Genomic DNA, 24,410 nt, shown 5'->3' on the forward strand with positions numbered 1-24,410 from the left:
TATGTTATGTTTCAAGATTTTGCAGTTTCAAGACTAAATAAATTATCATTCCAACAAATAAAAGCATATAAAAATTATGAAATTCTTCATAATTATGACAATATATCTCATTTAGATCAAGATTTAATTGATAGCTGGAAAAAATTAATCGCCTCAATTGCAACTACGGAAGGAATTGAAGATTTAATAATATCAAATATTATGCTTGCTTTCACTAAATGCGAGAAAAAATTAAATTTTTTAAGATCGCAAAAATCTGATGAAAGTATTCATACAATTAAGCTAATAAATTACAACTTACAAACATTTAAATATAAAAAATTAAATAGAAGCTTTGCTGATAAAATTATTTATGATATTTTTCTAAAAAAATTGTCTAAATTATTTCCTAAAAAACCGATTTATGGATTAGTTTTACTCCAATTTTTTGAAATTTATGGTGTTAATTTTTATAAAAAACTTTCTTTATCTGCCAAAAATTTCAATTTATTTGAACTCGAAAAACTTATAAATCAAATTTCTAAGGATGAAGAAAGACATATTACTGGAATTAGCATAATAATTAGTGAAGAATTAAAAACAACAAAAATATCATTTTTTGATATTTTATTAATTAAATTAATAATATCACTTTGTGTTTTTGATATTAATATGAATAAGTACGCTTATCACAATAAAACCGTTCGAAATAATATATTAAAATTAGGAATGAATCCCAATGAATTGACGCAATTTGCAAAAAAAACTGCAAAAGTAATTTTGAGGAATTTAATTAACACAAATAAAAATTGAAAGGTGAAATTATGTTTGACATTGAAAAAAATAAACTTCTTTCAGCAAATAATGCCGAAAATTTTTCTTTGGCTGAGTTCATAAAACCATCTGGAAAATCATTAACTGAAAAAGTATCCCCATTCAATGAATTTTTAGTGAGTGTATTGGAACAAGGCAAAGCTCTTTACTGCAGAGAATTAATGAGTGCTTGTGAACATTCAAGTTTAATACTTGATCAAATTACAAAAACTCCAAGAAAAATGTTGATGTTTGGTTCGAACAATTACCTAGGGCTCTCCACCCATCCGAAAATAAAAGAAGCATTAATCAATGCAGTTGAAACTTTTGGAATTGGTGTTGGAGGCCCACCTCTTTTAAATGGAATGTCTACTCTACATAAAAAATTAGAACGAAAACTTTGTGAATTTAAATATGGAGATAAAGCTGATGATTATGATGCGATGCTGTTTCCAAGTGGATATCAAGCAAATCTTGGATGGGTAAAAGCATTAATTTCAGGAAATGATATTCTTATTTATGATGAATTAAGTCATGCAAGTTTATACGATGCCTTAACAAATTTAAACAGCGACCCTTTCAATAAGGTAAAAACCTTAAGATACAAACACAATAATGTAGCGCATTTAAAAATTCTCTTAGAGAGATATTCGAATCTCTGTAATGGACATATTTTTGTTACCACTGAGGGAGTTTTTTCAATGGATGGAAACTTATCTCCACTGCAAGAAATTTCTGAATTGTGTGCAAAATATAAAGCGACTTTAGTCATTGATGACGCTCATGGAACTGGAATTCTGGGAGAAAATGGTAGAGGTTCAGCAGAACATTGGCAAGTTGAAGAATCTGTTCCGATAACCATGGGTACATTTAGTAAAGTCTTTGCCGTAACAGGAGGTTTTCTAATAGCAAAAAAAGAAGTAATTCAATACATGCGCTATTTTGCCCGATCTTATATGTTTTCTGCGCATTTACCACCTCCTATTGTCGCAGCTATTTTAGCTAGCATTGATGTAATCCAAAATGAAAAAGAATTGCGAAGAAAACTTTTTTCTAATGTAAATTATCTTGTAAAAAATTTAAATGAACTTGGTTTTTGTGTCTCTTCTGATTCTGGAATTATCCCAATAATGATTCCTGCAAAACATGATATTAGAGAAATAAACAAGTTCCTAAACAATAATAATATATTTGTTAATTCAATTGAATATCCTGCCGTTGCAAAAAACAAACAAAGACTAAGATTAAGTGTAATGGCTACTCATACTGAAGAAGAATTAAAAAAAGTTATTAATATTTTTGCAAAATTAAAAAAGGAATTTTTATAATGCTTAAATCAATTAATTTAGAAAGTAGGAATGCTTTAATAACTTATAATTGCCTTTGGCTGAAAAATAAAAAATTTGATTTATCATTTTTTCATTTATCAGGAATTTTTTCTTTATTACTTCTTTTGTTCTATATTTGGAAAGGGGATGCAGTTATTTTTCCAATTTATAATTTTTATTTAATATTTTTTGGAATTCCCCACAACTACTTAACTTGGGCGACTCTTTTACCAGAACAAGCACGTAAAACATTTAACATGAAACCAATTTACGCAGCTGCTATTGTTTGCTTAATTATAGTTTTATTAATCCCCTTTACAGAAGGAACAACTTTAAACGACTGGATATTATCTCTCATATCTTATATTTCATTGTGGCACGCATATAGACAACATCATGGAATTTGTAAAATTTATGATACCATCCAATCCAAACGTTTTAATGACAAAACCATTTATGCTGACAGATTTTATTTAAACTTATTTTTTCCTTTAGCACTTTATAGTATTCTCTTATGGGTATTTACGCATGATAGTGTCCAATATTTCTTATCTTTAGACGAAAAATATAATTTAATTTATCCTGTTATTCCGAAGAACATATTTTATACCTATTGTGCAATTACGGCTTTGATAGGATTGGTTGGCTTAAAAAAAGCTGTTTACGACAGAAAAAAACAAGGAAAACATATCCCTTGGCCACAACTTTCATTAATGCTAATTGCTATTCTGACATATATTGTTCCTTACTTTTTTATTCCAGTAACAGCTATGCCTTTAGCAGTTGCAATTGGAACTATTTTTCATAACGTTCAATATTTTGGATTTGTATGGCTTTTTGAAAAACATCGGACAAATGAAATGAAAGAAGCTAAAATTTCATTATCATTTCATCAAAGACTGGTGAATAAAAATGCTTGGATTCGTTATTTTTCGATTGCACTTACTTATTCAATCTTGATGATTTTATTTTATTTAATTACACCTAAACATATAGGAATGACATTAATATATTTTATGGCTTTATCTCATTATGTAATTGATGGGTATATGTGGAAAAAAGATATTAATAAAACTTTATCGCCAGTTTTGAATAGAATTTCTGTAGTCGAAGGGAAAAACTAGATATGAATAATTTGAAACTGTCATGTCCGAAATGCCATTGTTTTTTAGAAAATAGCTTTGACATTAATTATTATTTTTGCAGCCAATGCAAAATAAAATTTAAAAAAAATAGTTTTTATTTAGATCTTTGTTTAACAAATAATAGCATTAATAAAGTTACAGAAACAGCTTACAAAATATATTCAAAATTTTACGCACCGTTTGCCTTACTAGTTTATATAATTATATGGCATGGAAATATTTTCAAACATATAAAGTTTTTTAGAGAAATATTAGACTATGATAAGAATATTTTAGATATTGCAACTGGTGATGGTTCACTAACATCTGCCGCTTTATTTTCTTCTAAAATAAAATCTGCAAGTAATTTACTAGTTCTAGATATATCAAAAGAAATGCTCGAAAAAGCTCAAGTTAAATTTTCAAAAAAACCTGTGACATTTATTCGAGGTGATGTAAACCAACTTCCATTTGCAAATTCTAGTATTCAAGCAATTTCATGCTTTGGAGGCTTTAATTCTTTCCCCTCTGGTGCATTAGCTATGAAGGAAATTTCCAGGTGTCTGAATAAAAATGGGATTCTTCGCGGATCAATTTTATTAACTCCTGAAACTTCATGGAAGAAAAAACTTATTCGCAATTGGATAAAAAAAGGTTATCAAACTGAAGAAATAAGTAAAGATAAGTTTTTTTCTTGGGTTGATAGTGCTGAACTTTATGTAAATAAAATAGAACAAGTAGGATACGTACTACTTTTTGAATTAAGACATAGAAAAAATGCAGCTTAATTTCTAAGGAGAGTAATTTGAAAAAAATTTTAGTTACTGGTGGAAATGGTCATTTAGGTTACAATTTGGTAAAACAACTTTCTGAAAATGGCTTCCAAGTAAAAACTACAGTGCGTAACATTAACGATGACGAAAAAATTAAACACTTAAAAAAACTTTCAAACATTGAAATTGTTGAAGCAGAATTACTTAATAAAGAATCATTACGATATGCTATGAAAGATATTGATGCAGTTATACATTCTGCTTCACCAGTTCTTCTATGGAGTAGTAATGTAAAAAAAGAGATAGAAGATCCCATTATTTTGGGTACACAAAATGTGTTAGAAAGTGCTTGCGAAAATAACATTAAAAAAATAGTTTTTACGTCTAGTTGTTCTGCATGTGGTATGTCTTCTTCATTGAATAATCCCTTAACTGAAAATAACTGGAATCAATCTTCAGATTTTCCTTTGTTAAAAGCTAAAATTGACGCTGAAAAATGGGCTTTTTGGTATTGTAATAAAAATAATATTAAACTAATTTCTATATTGCCTCCGACAATCATAGGCCCAAATTTTTCAAAAGTAACTCCTTCTCTAAGTCTCTATTATAAAATTTTCCAAAAGCAATTTTTTACGATACCTAATGGCGGTTGCCACATAGTAGATGTTCGAGATGTTGCTAAGGCTCATGTTAATGCGTTACTTTTTGATCAAGCAGAAGGCAGGTACCTTGTTGCAGGAGAGTATTTTGATTTTAAAGAACTATTAAAGCGAATAAAAAAAATCCAAGTTGATGCAAAAATCCCAAATTATTTACCTCCATTGTGGACTTTTTATCTATTAAATTCAGTCGACTGGTTGAGTCATAAAGTAATGAAAAAAGAAAGAAATTTATCGAGAAAAATAATAAGTAATTTTTTTGGTAAATATCAATATGTATCTGTGAATAAAGCTAAACAAGATTTAAAATGGAATCCCATTCCAGCAGATAAAACAATCTTTGATACTTTAAATTGGTTTCATAAATTAATATGATATTAAAAAATTTGTAAATTTATATTATTATCACTATATCTAAAAATATTAAAACTTCTTTTTTATATTCAATTTTTCTGCAAGGAGTGAAATGAAAAAAGTACTTAATTTTTTAGCTTGTTTTGGAATTCTTATATCGACTCAAAGTTGTGGCAAAAAAGAATCAACAAATTCTAGGAATAATAGTGATCAGCAAAATAATTATGCAACATTATCAGAAAATTTTTCGAATATAAATAAATCTACAATTACAAAACCCTCTCTTCCAGAATACGTTATGTATGATTTAAAAAATCAAACAAAACCAAAAGTTTTGAGGACAAAAGCAAAAAAGCTAGAGTTTCCACTTTCAACTAATGACAGAAAAGATATTAAAATTCTTGTTGAAAAATTTGATAATGAAAAAAACATAGCCGGTCTTGCAGCTCCCCAAATTGGTATTGGCAAACAAATTATAGTATTTGCATTAGAGCCTACCGAAGAATTAAAAAAATGGCGGAAAGATATTGAAGATACGATGTCTAAAACCGTTTGGATAAATCCTTCTTACAAAGGAGTAGGTACTGAGAAGATTTTAGACTTTGAAGGCTGCTTCTCTGTTAATGATATTACAGGTAAAGTCTCTCGTTTTAAAACCATTGAGTATACAGCATATTTAGAAAATGGCGATAAAGTGACTGGAAGAGTTTCAGGTTTTCTAGCTCGAATAATTCAACACGAAATAGATCATTTAAATAAAACAGGCATCATTGATTTAATTCCAAAAGATCAATGGATTATTTTAAGTGAATATTTAAAAGCAAGAACCCAGAAAATTGAAAAAAATGAAGAAATCAGACAATAGAAATTATATTATTTTCATCGTCTTTATCTTTTTTTCTCTCATTTAAATCCTCCTCAATTTCCTTATATACACAGTGCAAAATAGAAAGAAATTTTAAAAGTGAGTTTTTTATACCATCAATTATAACTTTATAATTTAATTCTTCTTCACTATTTAGTTCATTTAAAATTTCAAACAAATTTTCACTGATCTGCTCTATTAAGTAAAGTGGATGTATTTCTTCATTATAGCCCGTTATATTTTTTTCTTTTTCATCAAAAATATCTTTTAAGATTAAATTGATAATATGATTAATTTTTTCTATGTTTTCTAAATTATCCATTCAACATCCCCATAATCATTCAGACAAATTTTGATCTATCTATTAAATTCTATCCTGTCAGAATTGTGTGACTAATTTTTATTTTCCATAAATTTTATAATGTTAGAATTTTATTTTTGATGTAAATTCAATATTATCATCATGTTACTTTAATTGTTTTTTTTAATTTTCACTAACATTTAATAACTAATCTAATGTATATAATTAAAAGACTTGTGTAAATTTATAAAATAATAAAATTTATTGTCTAGTCTATTAGTATAATAAGGATTGATTATCCATAATTAGCAATAAAACAAGATCACAATTTATCTAGAAAAATATTTTTTTTATATGAATACATAATTATTTTTATAATCAGTCTTGCTTTTTTGAAATATATAAACTATTTGAAAAATATTATTGATAATAATTATCAATATCATTGTAAATATTTAAAAATAATAAAAAAGGTAAAAAAATGCATAGAATAAAATTTAGTGCACTTTGCACTTTAGGCGCACTTGCCTTTAATCTAGGTTGCACAAAGCGATCAGCAAATGACATGCACTCAAAAAACTCTGAGTATTCTTCAGTAAGTAATGAATATTCGAGCAAATCAACAAGTGAAAAGGGACAAACTGGAGAGTCGATAGCCAAAACAAAAATTAATGAAGCGTATGCAAAAATACAGCCATTTGAAATTCCTTATGAAGAACTAACTGATACTAATGAAAAAATTAAATACATCGAAGCTACTTTAAAACAATTCAATGTAAAAATTCTTCCAGTTACTGAAAATGTGAGTGAAAAAAAGGAAGAAAAACTCGAACCGAAATATCGAATTACTTCAACTCTTTATCCAAAACCTATTGATTTTGACACAATAGATCATTTGCAAAGAAAAATACAAATAGATGTTTACAATCATTTAAAAAGCGAACGCATTCAAAACTTTGAAAAAGAATACCGAGTTAATATCAAACCATTACTTGGCTCACAAAATTACACTTTTGAGTTAACTGCTGATTGGCTCAATGAAAAAATGTTTTTTAAAGATCTTGGCTCATTAGAAGCTGCCGTAAAAAACGGCTATCACATTCAAAAAGTAGATAATATCACAAAACTTTTTAGAATTATTAGAAACAAAAGTTTTAAAAATGTTTCTACCTTATCTCCAATAAATGCACAAAAAGCATTTGTAATAGATGGAGCTGACGACTTTGCAGCTGCAACAGAAAGCTCAGGACTTTCTCCAAAATTAATTTATCTCATTCAAGGTTTAGGCTTTTATCCTGCCTTTCTATATTTAGTATATTCTGGTACAGAAGGTGCAACGGCTCAGCATCAGGAATTAAAACAAGAGGTAAAAGAACTACTGATTCAAAAATATGAGCAAGAGTTAAAATTAAAAGAAACTCTTCGATCTTTAATTCAAAATGATGCAACAGCAAATGCCTCCGAAATACAAAAAATATACTTTGATCAAATAAAATTTAAAGTAAATCTTCTAGAAATGCTGAATAACGTTACTAAAAATAATCAATCTGATAAATTAACACGAACAATTCAATTTTTAGACAATGAATTGAAAAAAACAACTCCTGTTGATAGTTCGTTGGAAAGAAACATAGCGGAGCTACCAAGCGATATAAAATACGTTCTTCAACAATTACATCAATTACCTGAATTTGATCTACGCAATTCAAAAAGCATGGACCTAATTATACAATTAAATGAGTTTAAAAATACACAAGAAGATATTATCAAAACATATATTGAACAAAAAATTCCAGGAGCGTTAACTGAAGGCGGACTTATGGCCATGTTTGCCGGAATGGCTGCTTTTGAAATTCGCGCAATAGTTGGTTATGCCCATTTAGAATTATTTAAAGGCAAAACTAAGGAAGAAATTCAATCACTAGTTAAAGAATCATCATTTTTTAATGACTTAAGTAAATTAAAGGATGGCTTTTTAGGTAGCAGTAGTGAGCCAATTTTTGCAGGTGCTTTAGGGATACTTACAAAATTAGGTGATGGTTTTCTTGCATTAGGCCAAGCACAAATGTTTTTGGGCGGGTTAATAAATATTGCCAATGACATAAATGAAGTGAGAACTTTACGGGAATGGGTTTCGATTGTAGAAAATTCAGACCTATGGAAAAATACAGATAGCGAAACAAGACAGCTTCGCGCTATTCTTGCTGATTTTTATAAGAAACAATCGATATTAACAATATTCAAAACAACTGGTGATATTGCACTCACTGCTGGACAATTTGCGATGCTAATGGGTGGACCTCTTGTTTTTGAAAAACTACCTGTTACTGTTGCTGGGGCAAGTGCTACTATTTTAGGAGTAGCAACAAAACAAACATTTGAAAAAATTATTGAGCTCTATTACGAATTTGATGACGCACCTGATAATTCTAAAGAAGCAAAAATAATAGCCGGTGACCTTGATACACCTGAAGATTCTCCATTGGAAAAAATAGCCAAAAGAATTGAAATGCTAAACAAGTTAACAATGGAACGTTCAAAACTCAGAGTTTGGCAAAAACTTTATTTAGAAATTCAAAAGAGATCAAATTTAAACAGTAAAATTTTAGCAAATCCAAATTACATTCAAGAAAAAATTATTCCTATTTTGAGAAGAAATTTTCTTTCTGGTGCAAAATATAATCAATTCTATTTAAACGCTCTCGATGAATTATTCCCAGATCCTACTAACGATGCGAAAAAAGCTATCTTAGAAAATAACTTGAATTATTTGAAAAAGGCCTCTGAATTTGTTTCAGCTGCAAAAACACAAAAAAATTCTATGCTTTTATTCCATAGATTTACTGTTCAGCATTTAGCAGAATTAAAAAGAAGTATTGAAAATAATAGTAGAGAAACAACTGTTACTTCAGCAGATAATATAAATGTTAATAAAGATTTTACGCATATGCCAATGACTGAAGTAGCGCGGGAAGTGAAATTTGTGTTTGACTACTTGTCAGCTCTAGGAATCGAATCCGAATTTGAGCAGAAAATTGTTAGCAGAATTATCAAAGGAGAAGGTGCATTATTAGGTGACAAAAATTTACTAAATCTAGCTCAAGATTATATCACAATTGATAAAACAAGAGTTATATCTACACAAAGTAAAGCTAGTTTACTTGTTGGAGCTACTTCAGTAAGTAGTTATTACAAAAACTATTATTTCCCATTTTTAGATTTAACTCCAATAAAAAATAAATTGAATAAAATATTCTTTACCAGTGAAAATAAAAGTAAAGAAAAAATTATTTACTTTTTTGACAAAGAAAAATTTCTTCTTGATCTTGAAAATTTTTCTTCATTAAGTGAAGAGAAAAAATCTGTACTAAGTGATCTTTTAAAAAATTTATTTATCAACACTCCTGATGAATCAAAATTAAAAGCTAAATTTGGCAATGATAAACGTACTCCAATTAAAAAAATAATGGATGGCGTTTATAACAAAATTAGCCGCCAAGAAACACTTCGACCTGTTTTAAAATATACTCTTCCACAACTTGAATTGTATGACATGATGAAATCTGTAATGGGTCTAACAAATGATTCTCCAAGTCCAAAACTTATTTTTGCAAAAAAAGTTGCCAGTAAAATGGTTTATGGAATGAATCAAGCTAATATTTTAGTTAATTTCTATCACATGCCTAATAGAATTATGAGCATTCATCAACAATCAATAGATGGGGAACATTTTTCAGCATTTCGCAATTCACTAGAAATGAGTTTAGATAATTTGGATTTAGGTGTGGATTTGATCAGAGGTTCTTCTTTTCTTCAAAAACATGTTCAAGTCTATAAAAATTTAGGTAGAGCTCAAGCTGCTCTCAATTTTGCAACTGCTGGTTTTGAAGTTTGGAATGCTTATGATCTTTTTAAACAGGTTGGAAATTCTACTGGTAAACAAAAACAAGACTATATCGTTTATGGTACAGCTTCAACTCTATCAGCTGCAACTTCTATTGGTACCTTAGCTGCTATACCTTTAACTTCTATGGCTGGCCCAATAGGAACAGCTATTGGTTTTAGTATTATGATGGGACAAAATATTTATACTACAATTCGCACTCATGAAGAATTAGTCGGAAAATTTGGAATGCCGCCCAATGATGCTGCTAAATTGGGTGCTGTGAAATTGCTTTGTCCAATGTGTGATGTTTCAAAAAGTTTATTATTTGAACCATACCAACGAGATTATGTAAAAAAACAAGAACTAGAACAACATCTAACAGAATTAAATAAAGATGCAAAAACTACGAATGTACTGTTTACTAAATTAGTAACACCAAAACCATATTATTATTTCCCAGTTACCCCAACAATTAGTTCAATTTCTAACTGTAATATGGCGGGATGTTCTTCTTCAAGTACTGGAGGTTATGTTTTAAGGCAAGGAATTCATATGTGCCAAACTAGTAATATATACAATGCACAAAATGAAAAAATTCGGGCCGAAATTGTAAATAATTTACAGTTAAAACCATATGAAACAGATCACAGAAAACATTATCTCGATGAAAAATTTAAAATTGACAATAGAGCTTGGTATGAAAAATTTTTTGTAAGCTATGAAGTTTATGATTTTACTAGATACTGCAAATTAGAAGATGTAAAAAATTATGTCAAAATGGACGAATACCATTTAGATTCTAAAATTCTTGCTACGGTTCCTGATGACAAAAAAACAATTCTATTTTATGTTGGATTAGGTGATCAATATAGACATGGATATGGTGTTAGCTTAATTAATGGTAATCAAAATATTAAAAACTTTTTTATTGTAGAAGCTGGTCAATATAAATATGAACTTAATGGAGCCAATAGGGATGACTATTTTGAAATAAAAGCTCCAACTAAAGATACTAGTTACATTAATGGCAAAGAAGGATTTAACCTTTTAAGTTTCCAAAATTTTGAATTTGGCCAAAACTTTAACATACAAGATAAAATAACCTTTGTAAGTCCATCTATTAGTCAAATAAAGAATGATTTAGCAGAATTTAAAAAGAATAATACTTTTCAAAATACTAATTACTCGGAAATTGATGTCAAAAGATTTTATTTACAATATGCTTTAAATTTTGCAAATACAAACAAAAAGGAACTGTTAAAACAATTCCCTGAAGTTGAAAATATTTCCCACTTTATGGGTTCAAAATATAAAGATATTTATTTAGGCAATAGTACAAATGAAGTCCTGCTTGGCAACAATGGCAATGACGTATTAGTTGGCGCTTTGGGTGATGATGTTCTATCAGGCGGTGAAGATATCGATTTATTAATAGGCGGTGCAGGAAAGGATACTTACTTAATTAATAAAGCTGATTTCTTAAACGCAAAAGAAAATTATGACATTATTTATTTTGCAAACAAAGCCACAAATAAATACAATTATCCATACTTTTTTACAAATAATGACAATGATCGTGACATGATTATTAGCGATGTTTATGAAATTGGTATTTATTCTGAAAATAACGACCTATGGTTTGTAACAAACAATAAAGAAATTCTTTCTAAACAAAATGATAGAAACAAAGAATTTGTTAAATTATTTAAGTTAGAGAATTATAAAGAAAATGGAGAAATTGTTAAAGACCTGCCTATATTAACAACTAAAGATGGGAATATAATTATTTACAATCCATCGGAAGTAACAAATAATGTTACATGGCTAAATACAATCTCAGCTACTTCCCAATCAAAACTGGATACGAAAGATTTAGGTATTTTACCAGTGATTTATAGAAATTATAAAGGTATCCGATTAGATAACAATCCTGCTTTTGAAAACTATACTTACATCAATGGCACCCCTGATAACGAAATTATTATAGGTAATAAACAGGATAACTATATTAATGCTTCATTTGGAAACGCACTCATTAAAGGTTTAGAAGGTAATGATGTCTTAATGGCAACTCTAGATCATAGCAAACAAGAAAAATATATCAGAATGGATGGCGGTAGTGGTGACGATATTTTTGTTGTTAATATAGTTGAATATAATAATTACAATAAGAGTAGAATTCCATTCATAAAAATTATTGAAGATGATAAAGGAAGTAATGACCACTTATTTATTAAAGTTACTGGTAATTACAGTCATTTAAATTACAAAGAATGGAAGAAAAGAGGTGATGTTATTAATCCGTTTAACATTAAAAATGATGTTATTACTCTGTTTAACATTAAAAATGAAGCTATATTCAATTTAGTTTTACCAGAAAATAAAAAATTAAATACGGTACAAATTGAAATAGGGCAAAGTCCATTGATTAAAATAGATTTATGATTTTCTTCTCTAATTTAAAAAATTATAAATAAATTAAAATTTGTTGATTATTAGCTAGCATCAACAAATTTTGTTCCGCAAATATATTTTAATTCCCAATTCATTTTTACTAATTTATTTTCTATTTTAAATCCTAAATATTTTTCTATACCATTTACTACATTATCGTTAATAATTTTGTCTAACCCAAATAAATTTTTACAAAATATAGTCATTTCTTCTAGTGAGTTAAAAATCCAATTAAGTTTTAATATTGCATTAAAATTTAAATTAAAGTTATTTTTATTTAATAGAATATTGAATTCTTCATCCAAGAAATATCCTAAATGCCCAATTGAATTATTTGCATCAACAAATTCATTTAAAAATTTAGCAACGCATGAATTATTCCAAACATCGGCAATGATAACTTTCCCATTATCTTTTAAAATCCTTGCCATTTCTGAAATCATCCAATCTTTCTTTTGCAAGTGATGCAAGCCAGCAAGGCTAACAACAATATCCAAACTTTTCTCAGGCAATCCAATGGGAATATTTTTTTGATACATTATTCTGTTTTGATTGTGATTAATTTTACAGGTTTGATAAAAATAATCTGTTTCTTCAGCACAGAGTAAATAATGTTGTTCTGAAAGATATTTTCTTAAATATCCACCACCAGATGGAATATCAATAATTTGTAATGGATGAGTATTATCAACAAATCGAACTAGATTTAAAAATTCTTCTTTTCTTGCATCTGGACTTTGGAGCATAGCTAAATTATATTCCATACCTCTTGTCTCAAATATTTCTTTATAGTCAGTAAATTGAGGCATATTTTCTCCCTCCCCATATTTATTAATTCATTGCATTTTATTAATAATCTCAATTTTTAACTACTCTTCCATTTTGTGGTTCAAAAGAATTTACTTGATTTGACTAAAATCTATATGATATCATGCATACTATTGCACAATAAATTAAAGATATCAAAAATTACATATTGTTATTCAAATTTTTCGGATGACTAAATTTTTTGATTAAATTTTATTTCCTTAAAATTTTTATATTTTTGTTTAAAAAATTAATACAATAAATATATTTTATAAAATATATGGAATTTGACATATTTATAAATTTTTTTTACTTCAATTAACATCTATTTGATTTTTCTCGTAGCAAACTCTGTGCTAAGGTAGGATATTATGAATATTTTTAAAAAAAATTAGTTAAGCCTGTAGCTCCTGAATTTTACCATGAATTTTGTATTGACAATTTATTATTAGAAAAAGCTGAATCAACTTTTAATACAGCAGACATAAACTTGTCTTCTAGCAACAAAATTGGTGATGGAAGTTTCGGTGCTGCGGTTTATAATTTTGGCTCCGATCATGTGGTTAAAATTCTAGATAAACAAAGACTACAAAATCAATTTGGTAATTTACATGAAATAGAAAAAATGTATCGTATCGAAGGAAAAATCAATTGCCTTTATTATGGACTAGGTTCTGCTGTGTTTAAAAAAACTGCTGACAAATTTTATATTTTTATGCTCAAAGTACCAGGTGTTGCAATTAATAAAATTGCTTGTGATGAAAAGTATAAAGATTTACGCCCTAAAATGTTATTTGCTTTGAGAAATGGATATCTTGCATCTACATTAGCAGGTATTCATAATTTAGGGATTAGTCATGGTGACTTTAAGTGGGACAATGTTTTTTATGAACCTACTTCAGATAAATTTTTTCCAATTGATTTTGGTCTTTCAGGTATAATAACTGATTCTAAATTAAGAAGCGATTTTACTTATCTAGAAAATATTATTATCTCTGTAAACTCTGCTTTGAAAACTAATATTGATATAATAAGAGCTAAAAATCCTGTTTCGGTAAATAAAAATAAAGTAAATTATGATTTTACTAAAATAACAACTCATCTATCAAATCGTCGAATTGTTCTTTATTAATATTTAGAATTAAGATTAGATATTTCCCCCCTTTTTTTTTAAAACACTATTTAGTATAAAAAATAAAAACATTTTATTTTAGACAATTCATATTTTGCAAATTTTAATTTAATTCTGTTCCTAAGAATTAATCTTTTATTCTATTGTGATAATAGACTTTTTATATTTCCAACAATTCATTTATTTGAGTTGTGTATCTTTTAGAAACAAAATTTCTTTTTGCAAGCCATTGTTTTTTATCATATGCATCGGCAAAATGTATTTTACTTCTACCGTTTATAAGATTAATTGTATCCATAACTTCTAAAATACGCTTTTCTTTTTCTCTATTCCTATAATCAAATAAATTAGAAGGAGAAAGCGATTGTTTTTGCAGATCGAATAAAACAATACCGCATTTTTTATATTCTTTGTTTGACTTAAAAATTTTCTGCAAAGCGATTTGGGCTAATTGCAGAAAGTGTGGAGTAAAATTGGAATAGTAAGGCAACCGAACATTTAATGCTTGGCTATAAAAATTTTCTTTGTGATAACTCGTACTCAAGTAAACAGAAAAATATTGTGCTTCTAACTGCTGTTCACGTAATTTCCGACAAGCAATTTCTATATGATTTGCCAATGCAGAAAAAATATCTTGTAAATTATAAATAGATGTTCCAAAACTGCGGGAGACTACAATACTTTTACGAGGTTCTGACATTAGTTGTAAATTTAAACAAGATATTCCTTGCAATTCTCGTGCAAGATAGACTCCTTGAATTGTAAAGTGCTTTCGCAAAAAAACTTCCTCTAATTGCAGAAATTGCTCTGCTGTAAAAACACCCATTTGCTGTAACTTTTTACTATACTGCCAACCAATTCCCCAAAGATCATCTACTTTAAAATTCCGCAAGGCTTCTGCGACATGTTTTTCTTGATATAAAGCTAAAACACCTTTTGCTTTTTGCGATTTTTTAGCAATCTTATTTGCTACTTTTGCTAAACTTTTTGTAGAGGATATTCCAATTCCACATGGAATTCCAATATTTTGATAAATGGTATTTTTTATCTTCCAACCAACCTCTGTTAACTTATCTTGTGGAATATGGGATAAGCAAAAAAAAGCTTCATCAATAGAATAAATTTCAACCTCAGGCGAAAAATATTCTAATATCTTCATCAATCGAGCGGACATATCTCCATACAATTCATAATTTGAAGACAGATATTGAATATTATGTTTCTTTATGAGATCCTTAATTTCAAAAAAAGGTTGTCCCATCCGAATACCAAGAGCCTTTGCTTCAGCACTCCTACTTACAATTGCTCCGTCATTATTAGAGAGAACTACAACGGGTTTATTGTTTAACTTTGGATTAAAAACACGTTCACAAGAAACATAAAAATTATTTCCATCAACTAAGGCAATCATAAGATTGACATCCTCCACTCCCTAAAAACTTCCTTATGTCGAATTTATGAGAAAGAGATTCCTTAGATACAAAAGAAAAAGATAATATTTTTCATTTTTCCCATAAAAAAAATAAAACCTAGACAGAATGAATGACTGTTGTAACAACACCCCATATTTCAAATTCCATACATTCTGTAATAAGAAGATCAGAATAGTTTTGATTTTCTGCTGCTAAAAAAATGTTTTTTCCCCGCATGATTAGTTTTTTTACGGTAAACTCACCATTTACAACAGCAACAACAATATTTCCATTTGCTGCTATGAGCGAGCGATCTACTACTAAAATATCACCCGGATGAATGCCTGCGCCAAGCATGGAGTCACCTTGGCATTTCACATAAAATGTGGCTTCAGGATGCTTTACAATATATTCATTTAAATCAATCTTTTTATCAATATAGTCTGTTGCTGGCGAGGGAAAACCCGCACAAACAGGACTTAAAACTAACGGGATATAACATTTTGTACTGAATGAAGCTTTATAATACATGAACCTCCTCCAGCCATATATTTGTATGGTATTTTTAAGTTTGTCAATTATTAAAGCAAAAATTTGAAAAAATTTTTATTCTTATTTGCTAATTTATTATAAAAACTAATAATTTAATGATTTTTCAATGCGTTCAATACATACTTTGGAAATTTTTTTTCAAAGTTAGTAAATAGAGAAAGGATTAATCCACAGATATTAAAAAAAATTGTGAAAGACATTTTTAGTAATTGAAAAAACTTCGTCAAATTTAAATTTTTTTTCTTTCTTCACTACTTTTTTTTATTGCCGTGGTTTTCTAAAAATGATATGCGGTTCAAGATCAAAAACACTACAAATTTTAGCAAGACTTTCAATTGTAATATTAGCATTTCCATTTAATATTTTATTAACTTGAGTAGGACTTGTCCCCATATATTTTACAAGATCATTAAAGCCGATTTTATTTTCTTCCATTTCTTTTTTAATTTTATTTGCCACTTCAGTCATCATTTGATAACGAATTTGCGCATTAAAATTTGCTCTCTCTATTTGCTCTTTTGTTAAGAGCTCTTTTGCAAGGGCTTCAAAGCTTTTTGTTTTTTTAGTCATTGTTAGTTTTCCTTTATTCCAAATTTTTTATCAATTTACGAGCTTTTTTAATGTCTTCTGCTTGGGAAGATTTATCCCCACCATTTAATAGAAGAATTATTTTTCCTTTTCTAAAAGTATAATAAACTCGGATTCCATAACTTCTTTCTCTTAATTCATATAGTTTTTCACCAAGATTATTACTATGAGGCATTGTGAGAATATTCCCTGCTTTGGATAAGAGCTTGATTTCTTCATAAAGAGCTTCAAACTTACCTTGTTTACTTAGCTTTCGAAACCATTTTTCAAACAGCTCATCATTGTAGTACTCAATCGTCCAGTGATCAGTCATCGGCACTTCTTTACTACTTTTAAAGGTATCACTACTTTTAAAAGTAGTAAAGGAGATTCTTTATTACTGGCTGTTGCTATTACTATAACGAAGGAATCTCATAATATTTTTTACGTCCTTAAACTATTCATAACTAACTGAAAATAAATAATTTTTTTTGTTCAACGTATATAGTCCATTTAGAAAAAAAATTGATTTAATGATATAATATACTAGTATGAAATAATAAGGCTAAACACCAATGAATTTGAAGATCAAACAAAAAGAGTGTTTAAAGCAACACGAAAAGCAATTGCACAGGAAATCTATTGTGCAAATTGCAGCATTACTAAAACAAAGACCTGCTGTTAATTTTGAAAATGATGAAACTTAAAATACGATGCAAATTAACAACTTAAAATAATTCTTTATCTAAAATACCTATTTCCCAGTACAAAACAAATAATCTGTAGGTAAAGAAACAGTAGTTAAAAATTGATTTACATTATCTTGCACACAAGTTGCATTTGGGAGAAGAGACGCTCCATGTTTAAATACTAATGCTTCTAATAATTTACTTCCTTTAATTTGTTGATGTTTTAATATTGCATTACTATGTGGAGTTATTGCATCGTATGGAGAAGATACAAATAAAATAGGTTGAGAAATATTTAAACTATGATTTTCTATTAATAGATCATGTATTTTCCCCTGCCAAGCAGAACAAATAGCATGAATATTTAAAGAAATTATATGCCCATTAAGTTCAGGAAATATTTTTTTTGAAGCTTCTTTTAATTTTACATATTCATTCCAGGTCAAATTATTTACAGGATAGTCAAGACAGTGAACCGCAAAAGTTTGAATAAATCCTGAAAAATCTCTCGAAATTGGTAATTCAATTTCTTTTTGTACTGGATTTTCTAATTGCCGGAATGCATTAGCCATTAGTTCCCAATTCTCTGCATTTGTTACCGCATATGACAAATAAGAGAGTAAATTTGCTTTAGTAATTTTAATTACATTAGAATCACTGCGAACATCATATTCATCTTTTAAATTTTGTAAAATTGAAGAAATTTTTTCAAAATTTAAACCACAATTTGCTGAGTTAAAACAAATTTCAGAAAATTGCTGAAAAGTTGTTTTGACAGCAATAGTTTCTGCTTTTACTATTTCTAGAAATGGCTTAGACAAATCAAGAACCCCATCAAGCACCATCACTCTGGTATTATGAGGGTAACGATAAGCATAGGTCGCACCAATTGAAGTTCCATAAGAAATTCCTAAATAATTTAACTTTTGATTTCCTAAAGCGACTCTCATCGCCTCTAAATCTTTAACAACATTTTCAGTATTAACGAAATCAATTAATTTTCCACTATGTTCGAAACATGATTCTCGAAGATTTTTTATCTTCGTTTGCATGTGACCAAAATTTTGTTCAGAATCAAAGAATGAAAAGACATCACTATCCAGCGAATCCTTGCATTTAATTCCAGCAGAAGCATGGATACCTCTTGGATCAAACCCAATAACATCAAAATTTTGAATAAGTTTAGGATTTAATTTTAAAACACTCCCCAAAACTGAAACACCAGAACCTCCAGGTCCACCAGGATTAAAGATCAAGTAACCTATTTTATTACTTTGATTTGGAGAATTTGCTTTTTTTAAAGCTAAATTTATCGTTTCACCATTTGGATTATTCCAATCTATAGGAACTGGAAAAGTACCGCACTCAAATTGAATACTTGCAATTAGATTTGCATGTTCCTCTGTGTTACTTTGATCCTTCTGGTCTTTGCTCACAGGAGGACACTGCCCCCAAACAATTGATTCGCTCCAAAAACTTTCATTCTTCATTTGCTCGGTAGGTTTGGAGCTTTTGTTATAATCAGAATTATTTTTTTTACCGCAAGATAAAAGAAAAAAAATTGCTATGGAAGGAAAAACTAATTTTAGCATAGTAAAACTCCTTAGTAAGATTTATTTGATTAAAATAAATCAAACAAAACTACAAATTAATATTTAAAATTTGTTAAAGATTACCAATATAAAAAATAATTATGCACTAGTATTTATTTAAAAAAAGTATTAAAAGAAATTTTGGTATGAAACATAAAAATCTAATTTACTTTTCTATTTCAATTTTATGAAATGTTAAATAGAAAATCTTGCTTATAAAAAATACAATAAAGGATTAAAGAATGCTAAAAACAACATGGAAAGTTGGGTTGTCGCTAATTTTTTTTAATAATTTTTCCTATGCAAGTCTTACACATGTCCAAGGCAGTTACTTTGAAGGAAATGGAGAAACAGTCTATTATCCGTGTACAGGAGGTGGAGAACCATTAGTGATTTTTGGCAATTTATATAGCAGTAATCATATTATTAATTCTAAAATGAAGCAGGATCCAATCTATTTAAAAAGCACTTTTGTTCAATTGCCACTAGAAGTTGCAAATTTCGCTCAGACTGTCGATTTTTCAGATAAATACTTAATAATTCAAAGCCAAAATCCAGCAACAGATGCACAATATATAAAAATAACTTTACAGAAAAAAGATGGAACCCCATTTTATATTAATACAGTCAATTTTGCATCTGTTTCATTAGAAACTGGAGAAAGATTTGTAACAAATTATAAAATAAATTTAAGTAATGCTATTGTTTTAACTCAACCAACACCTATAAGAATGTATTCTTTCCAACAAGATATAGGCATAAATGTATTTAAAAATACAAATAAAATGGAAGCTTTTCAATATACATGGAATCAAAATACTGCATGGTCAGATACTAGAAATATTCATAATTCTAAAATAAAATATAATTTTAAAGCCCAACCAACCACTACTCCAAGTGTATTTAATGGTTATGGTTTTTGGATCTGTGGAAGTGAAAATGCAAAATAGAAATGGTAAGTAAGAATAAATTAAATAAACTATTTTGGTAACTTATTATACTTTTTCAATAAAAAAAATATGCAAATATGTATTTATAAAGTAAATTCTTTACCTATAGGAGGAAATGAAAATGAACACATATCCAAGAGCTTTTTCTCATATCGGAATTACAGTTTCAAATTTAGAAAAAGCAGTTGAATTTTATGAAAATGTATTTGGCTTTTACCTCATTATGAAACCTACTATTATTGAAGAAAATTCTGAAACTGCAATAGGAATTATGTGTCAAGATGTATTTGGAAAGGGTTTTCAAAAATTTAGAATTGCACACATGTCCACTTCTGATAAAATTGGGATAGAAATATTTGAATTTCCTCAAACAAAAGATCTTCCTGTACCAAAATTCAATCCATTTCAAGTTGGTCTATTTCACTTTTGTATTCAAGATCCTAATGTTGAAGAACTTGCAGAAAAAATTATTGCAGCAGGTGGAAAACAAAGAATGCCAATTCGTTATTACTATCCAGGGAGTAAACCATATCGAATGGTTTACTGTGAAGATCCATTTGGAAACATTATTGAAATATACTCACATAGCTATGAACTTGTTTATTCTTCTGGCGCTTATAGCTAGTGAATATACATTAATTTTAAAGGAATAAATAAAACTAAAATATCACTAAAATTTAACTAAACACTTTTATTTACAGTTTAAATTAATATTAGAGTAACTAGCATTCAATAAAAACTGAGTTACACTATTATTCAAACATTTATCAGCACTTGAAGACAAGAATAAGCCATGTTTGACATCTTTTGATTCTAAAATTTGACTGCCTTCAATTTGCTTTTGTTTTAATTTAGCATTGATATGTGGGGTATTAGCATCATTTTCTGATGAAACAAGTAAAGCCTTTTGCGGTATAGTTACTTTATGTTCTGTAAGAAGTGGTTTAGAAGCTGAATTTTCCCAGCCAGAACATACTCCCACTGTTTGTAAAATATTTATATTTCCATCAAAAATTGGGAGAATATCATTGGCAATTTTTCTGAGCTGAGAATATTTATCCCAATTTATATTAAATTTTGGATAGTCTGCGCAAGTAACTGCATAGTAAGGAATAGCTACAGACCTAAATTTATTGTAACTAAAATCAAAAATATTGTTTATTTTAAAAGGAGGATTAATTTCTTTAAATGCAATTAAATTTGAAGCAATATTATCCCATCTACTTTCACTACTCAAGTTATAAGAAATTATAAACAATATTTCACTTTTAGTTAAAACTTTTTCTTCACCATTTAGATTGTAGTGATATTCATTTTTTAAATTACTTAAAATTTCATTTATTTCTTTACGAGATAAACCACACTTTGGATTATTTTCACAATAATCAAGAAATTTATCATAAACTGTTTTTAAAGCAGATATGTCATTTTTGACAATTTCCTCTAGCGCTAAGGAACGATCTAGAACTCCATCTAAAACAAGTGCTCTTGTATTGTTGGGATATCTATGCGCATAAGTTGCAACAACTGCAGTACCATAAGAAACTCCATACAAAGTTATTTTATCTTCATTTAATGCAACTCTGATAGCTTCTAAATCTTTTACTACACTTTCAGTATTTATGTAATTCAATAGATTGCCACTTTTATCAACACAAGATTGTCTTAATTCTTGTACATTTTTTTGCAACAAAAGAAACTGTTCTTCAGACTTTGGAATAAAAGGTGAAATTTTTTCAATATCTTGAAAGCAAGACAGTGGTGCTGAATTTCCAATGCCTCGTGGATCATAAGAAAAATGATCAAATTTATCTTTCAGTTCCCAATCTGCACTAAAATAAATCTTTTTAAAAAAATCTAAACTAGGAGCACCTGGACCTCCACCAATAGAAATTAGCGTGCCAATTCTTTTATCTTGCTTTGAAGCTTTCACTCTTTTTAATGACAATGCAATTTTTTTACCGTGAATGTCATCCCAATCTAATGGCACATTTAAGGTACCACACTCATAAGGTGTTGTATCAGGCAAACTACAATCTAAAGGAATTTCGTTACCTTTCGATGAAGTAACCTTATGATCATTTTGTTGGTTATAAGAACAAGACTTCCAGCTTATTTTTTCATATTTATAATGATCACCATCGGCAGAATTTTTTTGCTTGCAAGAAATAACAGATATTGCTAATAGAACGCCACACACTAAATTAATATTTTTCATAACTTCACAATCCTTAAAAAAGAAATATTTTTTATCTAAAAATATTTCAAAGTCAATAAATACATTTTTATTGACTTTGAAGAACTCAATTACATAATTTATAAATTATTTTTTTAGATAATAAGACTGTGAATTCTTAAAAAGATGGAACTAGGAATGAAATAACTGCAATTGATTTTTTTGAATATTTTCTGCAGTATGAATAGCTGCTTTAATAGAAATATCTACAGATGATTGCACGCTGTCATGTAACAAAGCTTCGTCTTTACATCTTGCCGCAGCAACAGCACAAATACTAGTTGCATGTAACCCATAAACATTGGCCATCTTAAATAAAGTACCAGACTCCATTTCAAAATTTAAAATATTTAAATTTTGATATTCCTTTAACATCCCAACATGACTTTTCAATAAATTTGGGTTAACGCTATCGTAACGTTCTTGACCTTCATAAAAAGTATCAACTGAGGCATTTAAACCAAAGTAAACATCTTTGTGTAATTTTTTTGCTTCATAGTAAACATCGGTAGACAATAACGCCGAAGCAGCAGCAGGATAGTCTCTAGGAGCAATATCATTTGCCGCACCCTGCTTACAAAGCGATGCAAAATTAACAATTATGCTGCCCACCCCAATATAAGGCTGAATAGACCCCGTTGTTCCTATTCGAATAAACACTTTAACGCCTGCCTGTGCTAACTCATTTACAACAATACTCGTAGAAGGAGCTCCCATACCTGAAGTAGCAGCAAGAATAGGCATGCCTAAAGCAGTTTCACCAGTAAAACAATATAAGCCTCTATTATTATTAATTTTTACAGAATTTTTGAGATACGTTTGGGCAATTACCTCTGTTCTAGCAGGATCTCCTGATAACAGACAAATGGTTATGTTTTTGTCTTTTAAATAGTCTTTTTCAAAGTTTAAATGATTTAAATTCATAATTTATAGTCCAACTTAAAATGTTTCACTTTAGCCAACTTTAGCTTTAATAGCTTCTTTTAAAAAAGTCTAATTTTCTTGCATTGAATATATTCCATTGAATTTTAATATATATTTAAGCTATTTATAATAAACTCTACTAAATAAATGATTTACAAATTTGACAGATAAAGCTAACCTAAAAATTCCATTCACAACTTTGAATGCGAGGTTCATTATGGGAGCAAAATCTTTTTTATTGTCAGGCGACTTAGCTGTTATCAGTCGAAATATGAGTAATGGTAAGGCTTTTATTACTGTTCTATGCAATGGATTACTAAAGGGAAGCTCAAAAAGCCAAGATACTGGAAGAACAATTTGTGTAGAAGGGGATGAAAAAAATATTCTTTTTGCACCAGTCCCTTACACCCTTGTGCCTACTCCACCAAATGCTCCAGGATCTCCAGGATCGGTACTCTGTAAAGTAAAAGAACTCCATAGCAGTCATATTTCCAAAATTGCAAAAGCAGGTGCTAATAAAATTCTCTACATAGGTTCAAGTAGCTATGATGTTGAATTCCAAGTAATAGTACCAGCAACTCAAGTTTCACCGGCTGGAGCGCCAATCCCAGACACTAATCTTTCTTATACCGGCACAGGTACTTTCAAAGCAATTTCTTCGCATAATGCCACAGAAAAATAGTTTGAGACTAAAAAGAGTATAAATAATTCTTCTGCAACACCGAAAAACAAAAATATTAAGAAATTGCGTTAGATTTGCAGAGGTATTAGAATGAATACTTTAATATATGACGACACTCTTCAGCAATGGATTATCAATCGCCCTGTTAATGAAGGCGATATAATAGAAAAATACAATAAAGAAGCAGAAATTTGGGAACGCTATAAAGTTATGCGTGACAAAAAAGGGAACTGGCATTTACCGAATGGGGAATTATTTAATATCAGTTGGATAGTTCGCAGACCTTGAGAAGTTTATTTTAAAGAAAAATAAATCATTCAAACCAGTTACT

The 24,410-nt window shown here is 28.8% G+C and carries 22 protein-coding genes; 13 read left to right on the forward strand and 9 right to left on the reverse strand.

The window, feature by feature from the left end; genetic code table 11:
* The first annotated feature begins 6 nt into the window (after window positions 1-6).
* The 6 genes from QEJ31_RS03190 (at window position 7) to QEJ31_RS03215 (ending at window position 5,895) form a co-directional block, all read left to right on the forward strand.
* On the forward strand, window positions 7-792 hold the full coding sequence (locus tag QEJ31_RS03190; protein WP_280592352.1) for a hypothetical protein: 786 nt from the start codon (window positions 7-9) through the stop codon (window positions 790-792).
* A gap of 11 nt (window positions 793-803) precedes the next feature.
* On the forward strand, window positions 804-2,120 hold the full coding sequence (locus QEJ31_RS03195) for a pyridoxal phosphate-dependent aminotransferase family protein (protein ID WP_280592353.1): 1,317 nt from the start codon (window positions 804-806) through the stop codon (window positions 2,118-2,120).
* Complete coding sequence (locus tag QEJ31_RS03200) at window positions 2,120-3,244, forward strand: hypothetical protein (protein WP_280592354.1); 1,125 nt, start codon at window positions 2,120-2,122, stop codon at window positions 3,242-3,244. Before QEJ31_RS03195 ends, QEJ31_RS03200 begins: the two co-directional genes overlap by 1 nt.
* Before the next feature lie 2 nt (window positions 3,245-3,246).
* Window positions 3,247-4,032 (forward strand): class I SAM-dependent methyltransferase, encoded by a 786-nt coding sequence (locus tag QEJ31_RS03205; RefSeq protein ID WP_280592355.1) that lies wholly within the window; start codon window positions 3,247-3,249, stop codon window positions 4,030-4,032.
* A 17-nt stretch (window positions 4,033-4,049) separates the two neighbouring features.
* A complete protein-coding gene (locus QEJ31_RS03210; RefSeq protein WP_280592356.1) occupies window positions 4,050-5,051 on the forward strand; it encodes an NAD-dependent epimerase/dehydratase family protein in 1,002 nt (333 codons plus the stop codon).
* A gap of 91 nt (window positions 5,052-5,142) precedes the next feature.
* Window positions 5,143-5,895: a peptide deformylase gene (locus QEJ31_RS03215; RefSeq protein ID WP_280592357.1), complete on the forward strand. Its 753-nt coding sequence runs from the start codon at window positions 5,143-5,145 to the stop codon at window positions 5,893-5,895.
* Here QEJ31_RS03215 and QEJ31_RS03220 read toward each other — a convergent pair.
* Window positions 5,885-6,217, reverse strand: a complete 333-nt coding sequence (locus tag QEJ31_RS03220) for a hypothetical protein (RefSeq protein ID WP_280592358.1) — start codon at window positions 6,215-6,217, stop codon at window positions 5,885-5,887. The two genes, QEJ31_RS03215 and QEJ31_RS03220, sit on opposite strands and share 11 nt — an antisense overlap.
* 460 nt (window positions 6,218-6,677) lie before the next feature.
* On the opposite strand from QEJ31_RS03220, the gene QEJ31_RS03225 reads away from it, so the two are divergent.
* Complete coding sequence (locus tag QEJ31_RS03225; RefSeq protein ID WP_280592359.1) at window positions 6,678-12,527, forward strand: hypothetical protein; 5,850 nt, start codon at window positions 6,678-6,680, stop codon at window positions 12,525-12,527.
* A gap of 50 nt (window positions 12,528-12,577) precedes the next feature.
* Here the strand turns inward: QEJ31_RS03225 and QEJ31_RS03230 are convergent, their stop codons facing one another.
* Window positions 12,578-13,345, reverse strand: coding sequence for a methyltransferase domain-containing protein (locus tag QEJ31_RS03230; RefSeq protein WP_280592360.1), 768 nt, complete (start codon window positions 13,343-13,345; stop codon window positions 12,578-12,580).
* A gap of 488 nt (window positions 13,346-13,833) precedes the next feature.
* Here QEJ31_RS03230 and QEJ31_RS03235 point away from each other — a divergent pair, with 488 nt between their 5' ends.
* Window positions 13,834-14,475: a hypothetical protein gene (locus QEJ31_RS03235; protein WP_280592361.1), complete on the forward strand. Its 642-nt coding sequence runs from the start codon at window positions 13,834-13,836 to the stop codon at window positions 14,473-14,475.
* A gap of 160 nt (window positions 14,476-14,635) precedes the next feature.
* Here the strand turns inward: QEJ31_RS03235 and QEJ31_RS03240 are convergent, their stop codons facing one another.
* From QEJ31_RS03240 to QEJ31_RS03255, 4 genes are all read right to left on the reverse strand, one after another.
* Complete coding sequence (locus tag QEJ31_RS03240; RefSeq protein ID WP_280592362.1) at window positions 14,636-15,886, reverse strand: Y-family DNA polymerase; 1,251 nt, start codon at window positions 15,884-15,886, stop codon at window positions 14,636-14,638.
* A 118-nt stretch (window positions 15,887-16,004) separates the two neighbouring features.
* Window positions 16,005-16,418 (reverse strand): translesion error-prone DNA polymerase V autoproteolytic subunit, encoded by a 414-nt coding sequence (gene umuD, locus QEJ31_RS03245; protein WP_280592363.1) that lies wholly within the window; start codon window positions 16,416-16,418, stop codon window positions 16,005-16,007.
* Between the two features lie 282 nt (window positions 16,419-16,700).
* Window positions 16,701-17,009 carry a helix-turn-helix transcriptional regulator gene (locus QEJ31_RS03250; protein WP_280592364.1) on the reverse strand — a complete coding sequence of 103 codons (309 nt, stop codon included), beginning with the start codon at window positions 17,007-17,009 and terminating at the stop codon, window positions 16,701-16,703.
* A 13-nt stretch (window positions 17,010-17,022) separates the two neighbouring features.
* Window positions 17,023-17,340, reverse strand: a complete 318-nt coding sequence (locus QEJ31_RS03255; RefSeq protein WP_280592365.1) for a type II toxin-antitoxin system RelE/ParE family toxin — start codon at window positions 17,338-17,340, stop codon at window positions 17,023-17,025.
* Window positions 17,341-17,581: 241 nt separating this feature from the next.
* Here QEJ31_RS03255 and QEJ31_RS03260 point away from each other — a divergent pair, with 241 nt between their 5' ends.
* Complete coding sequence (locus tag QEJ31_RS03260; protein ID WP_280592366.1) at window positions 17,582-17,713, forward strand: hypothetical protein; 132 nt, start codon at window positions 17,582-17,584, stop codon at window positions 17,711-17,713.
* A 47-nt stretch (window positions 17,714-17,760) separates the two neighbouring features.
* Here the strand turns inward: QEJ31_RS03260 and QEJ31_RS03265 are convergent, their stop codons facing one another.
* Window positions 17,761-19,287, reverse strand: coding sequence for an alpha/beta fold hydrolase (locus tag QEJ31_RS03265; RefSeq protein WP_280592367.1), 1,527 nt, complete (start codon window positions 19,285-19,287; stop codon window positions 17,761-17,763).
* Window positions 19,288-19,529: 242 nt separating this feature from the next.
* On the opposite strand from QEJ31_RS03265, the gene QEJ31_RS03270 reads away from it, so the two are divergent.
* Both QEJ31_RS03270 and QEJ31_RS03275 read left to right on the forward strand, forming a co-directional pair.
* Window positions 19,530-20,237, forward strand: a complete 708-nt coding sequence (locus QEJ31_RS03270) for a hypothetical protein (RefSeq protein WP_280592369.1) — start codon at window positions 19,530-19,532, stop codon at window positions 20,235-20,237.
* A gap of 121 nt (window positions 20,238-20,358) precedes the next feature.
* Window positions 20,359-20,862 (forward strand): lactoylglutathione lyase family protein, encoded by a 504-nt coding sequence (locus QEJ31_RS03275; RefSeq protein ID WP_280592370.1) that lies wholly within the window; start codon window positions 20,359-20,361, stop codon window positions 20,860-20,862.
* A 66-nt stretch (window positions 20,863-20,928) separates the two neighbouring features.
* On the opposite strand, the gene QEJ31_RS03280 is transcribed toward QEJ31_RS03275, so the two are convergent.
* Together QEJ31_RS03280 and QEJ31_RS03285 are read right to left on the reverse strand one after the other, a co-directional pair.
* Complete coding sequence (locus tag QEJ31_RS03280; protein WP_280592371.1) at window positions 20,929-22,455, reverse strand: alpha/beta fold hydrolase; 1,527 nt, start codon at window positions 22,453-22,455, stop codon at window positions 20,929-20,931.
* 150 nt (window positions 22,456-22,605) lie between these two features.
* Window positions 22,606-23,397 (reverse strand): nucleoside phosphorylase, encoded by a 792-nt coding sequence (locus QEJ31_RS03285; protein WP_280592372.1) that lies wholly within the window; start codon window positions 23,395-23,397, stop codon window positions 22,606-22,608.
* A gap of 217 nt (window positions 23,398-23,614) precedes the next feature.
* Between QEJ31_RS03285 and QEJ31_RS03290 the strand changes: the two genes are divergently transcribed.
* Together QEJ31_RS03290 and QEJ31_RS03295 are read left to right on the forward strand one after the other, a co-directional pair.
* On the forward strand, window positions 23,615-24,079 hold the full coding sequence (locus tag QEJ31_RS03290; protein ID WP_280592373.1) for a hypothetical protein: 465 nt from the start codon (window positions 23,615-23,617) through the stop codon (window positions 24,077-24,079).
* Between the two features lie 90 nt (window positions 24,080-24,169).
* Window positions 24,170-24,367 (forward strand): hypothetical protein, encoded by a 198-nt coding sequence (locus QEJ31_RS03295; protein ID WP_158998238.1) that lies wholly within the window; start codon window positions 24,170-24,172, stop codon window positions 24,365-24,367.
* Window positions 24,368-24,410 lie beyond the last annotated feature (43 nt).

Origin of the sequence: Pigmentibacter sp. JX0631 (genome assembly GCF_029873255.1) — a bacterium.
Classification (GTDB): Bacteria; Bdellovibrionota_B; Oligoflexia; order Silvanigrellales; family Silvanigrellaceae; genus Silvanigrella.

What these genes read in the sequence shown, in the direction of transcription:
- QEJ31_RS03200 (WP_280592354.1), top strand. Translation starts at nt 2,120, where the DNA reads ATGCTTAAATCAATTAATTTAGAAAGTAGGAATGCTTTAATAACTTAT.
- umuD (WP_280592363.1), bottom strand. Translation starts at nt 16,418, where the DNA reads ATGTATTATAAAGCTTCATTCAGTACAAAATGTTATATCCCGTTAGTT.
- QEJ31_RS03255 (WP_280592365.1), bottom strand. Translation starts at nt 17,340, where the DNA reads ATGACTGATCACTGGACGATTGAGTACTACAATGATGAGCTGTTTGAA.
- QEJ31_RS03250 (WP_280592364.1), bottom strand. Translation starts at nt 17,009, where the DNA reads ATGACTAAAAAAACAAAAAGCTTTGAAGCCCTTGCAAAAGAGCTCTTA.
- QEJ31_RS03190 (WP_280592352.1), top strand. Translation starts at nt 7, where the DNA reads ATGTTTCAAGATTTTGCAGTTTCAAGACTAAATAAATTATCATTCCAA.
- QEJ31_RS03290 (WP_280592373.1), top strand. Translation starts at nt 23,615, where the DNA reads ATGGGAGCAAAATCTTTTTTATTGTCAGGCGACTTAGCTGTTATCAGT.
- QEJ31_RS03205 (WP_280592355.1), top strand. Translation starts at nt 3,247, where the DNA reads ATGAATAATTTGAAACTGTCATGTCCGAAATGCCATTGTTTTTTAGAA.
- QEJ31_RS03275 (WP_280592370.1), top strand. Translation starts at nt 20,359, where the DNA reads ATGAACACATATCCAAGAGCTTTTTCTCATATCGGAATTACAGTTTCA.
- QEJ31_RS03215 (WP_280592357.1), top strand. Translation starts at nt 5,143, where the DNA reads ATGAAAAAAGTACTTAATTTTTTAGCTTGTTTTGGAATTCTTATATCG.
- QEJ31_RS03230 (WP_280592360.1), bottom strand. Translation starts at nt 13,345, where the DNA reads ATGCCTCAATTTACTGACTATAAAGAAATATTTGAGACAAGAGGTATG.
- QEJ31_RS03270 (WP_280592369.1), top strand. Translation starts at nt 19,530, where the DNA reads ATGCTAAAAACAACATGGAAAGTTGGGTTGTCGCTAATTTTTTTTAAT.
- QEJ31_RS03285 (WP_280592372.1), bottom strand. Translation starts at nt 23,397, where the DNA reads ATGAATTTAAATCATTTAAACTTTGAAAAAGACTATTTAAAAGACAAA.
- QEJ31_RS03220 (WP_280592358.1), bottom strand. Translation starts at nt 6,217, where the DNA reads ATGGATAATTTAGAAAACATAGAAAAAATTAATCATATTATCAATTTA.
- QEJ31_RS03280 (WP_280592371.1), bottom strand. Translation starts at nt 22,455, where the DNA reads ATGAAAAATATTAATTTAGTGTGTGGCGTTCTATTAGCAATATCTGTT.
- QEJ31_RS03295 (WP_158998238.1), top strand. Translation starts at nt 24,170, where the DNA reads ATGAATACTTTAATATATGACGACACTCTTCAGCAATGGATTATCAAT.
- QEJ31_RS03195 (WP_280592353.1), top strand. Translation starts at nt 804, where the DNA reads ATGTTTGACATTGAAAAAAATAAACTTCTTTCAGCAAATAATGCCGAA.
- QEJ31_RS03225 (WP_280592359.1), top strand. Translation starts at nt 6,678, where the DNA reads ATGCATAGAATAAAATTTAGTGCACTTTGCACTTTAGGCGCACTTGCC.
- QEJ31_RS03240 (WP_280592362.1), bottom strand. Translation starts at nt 15,886, where the DNA reads ATGATTGCCTTAGTTGATGGAAATAATTTTTATGTTTCTTGTGAACGT.
- QEJ31_RS03265 (WP_280592367.1), bottom strand. Translation starts at nt 19,287, where the DNA reads ATGCTAAAATTAGTTTTTCCTTCCATAGCAATTTTTTTTCTTTTATCT.
- QEJ31_RS03260 (WP_280592366.1), top strand. Translation starts at nt 17,582, where the DNA reads ATGAATTTGAAGATCAAACAAAAAGAGTGTTTAAAGCAACACGAAAAG.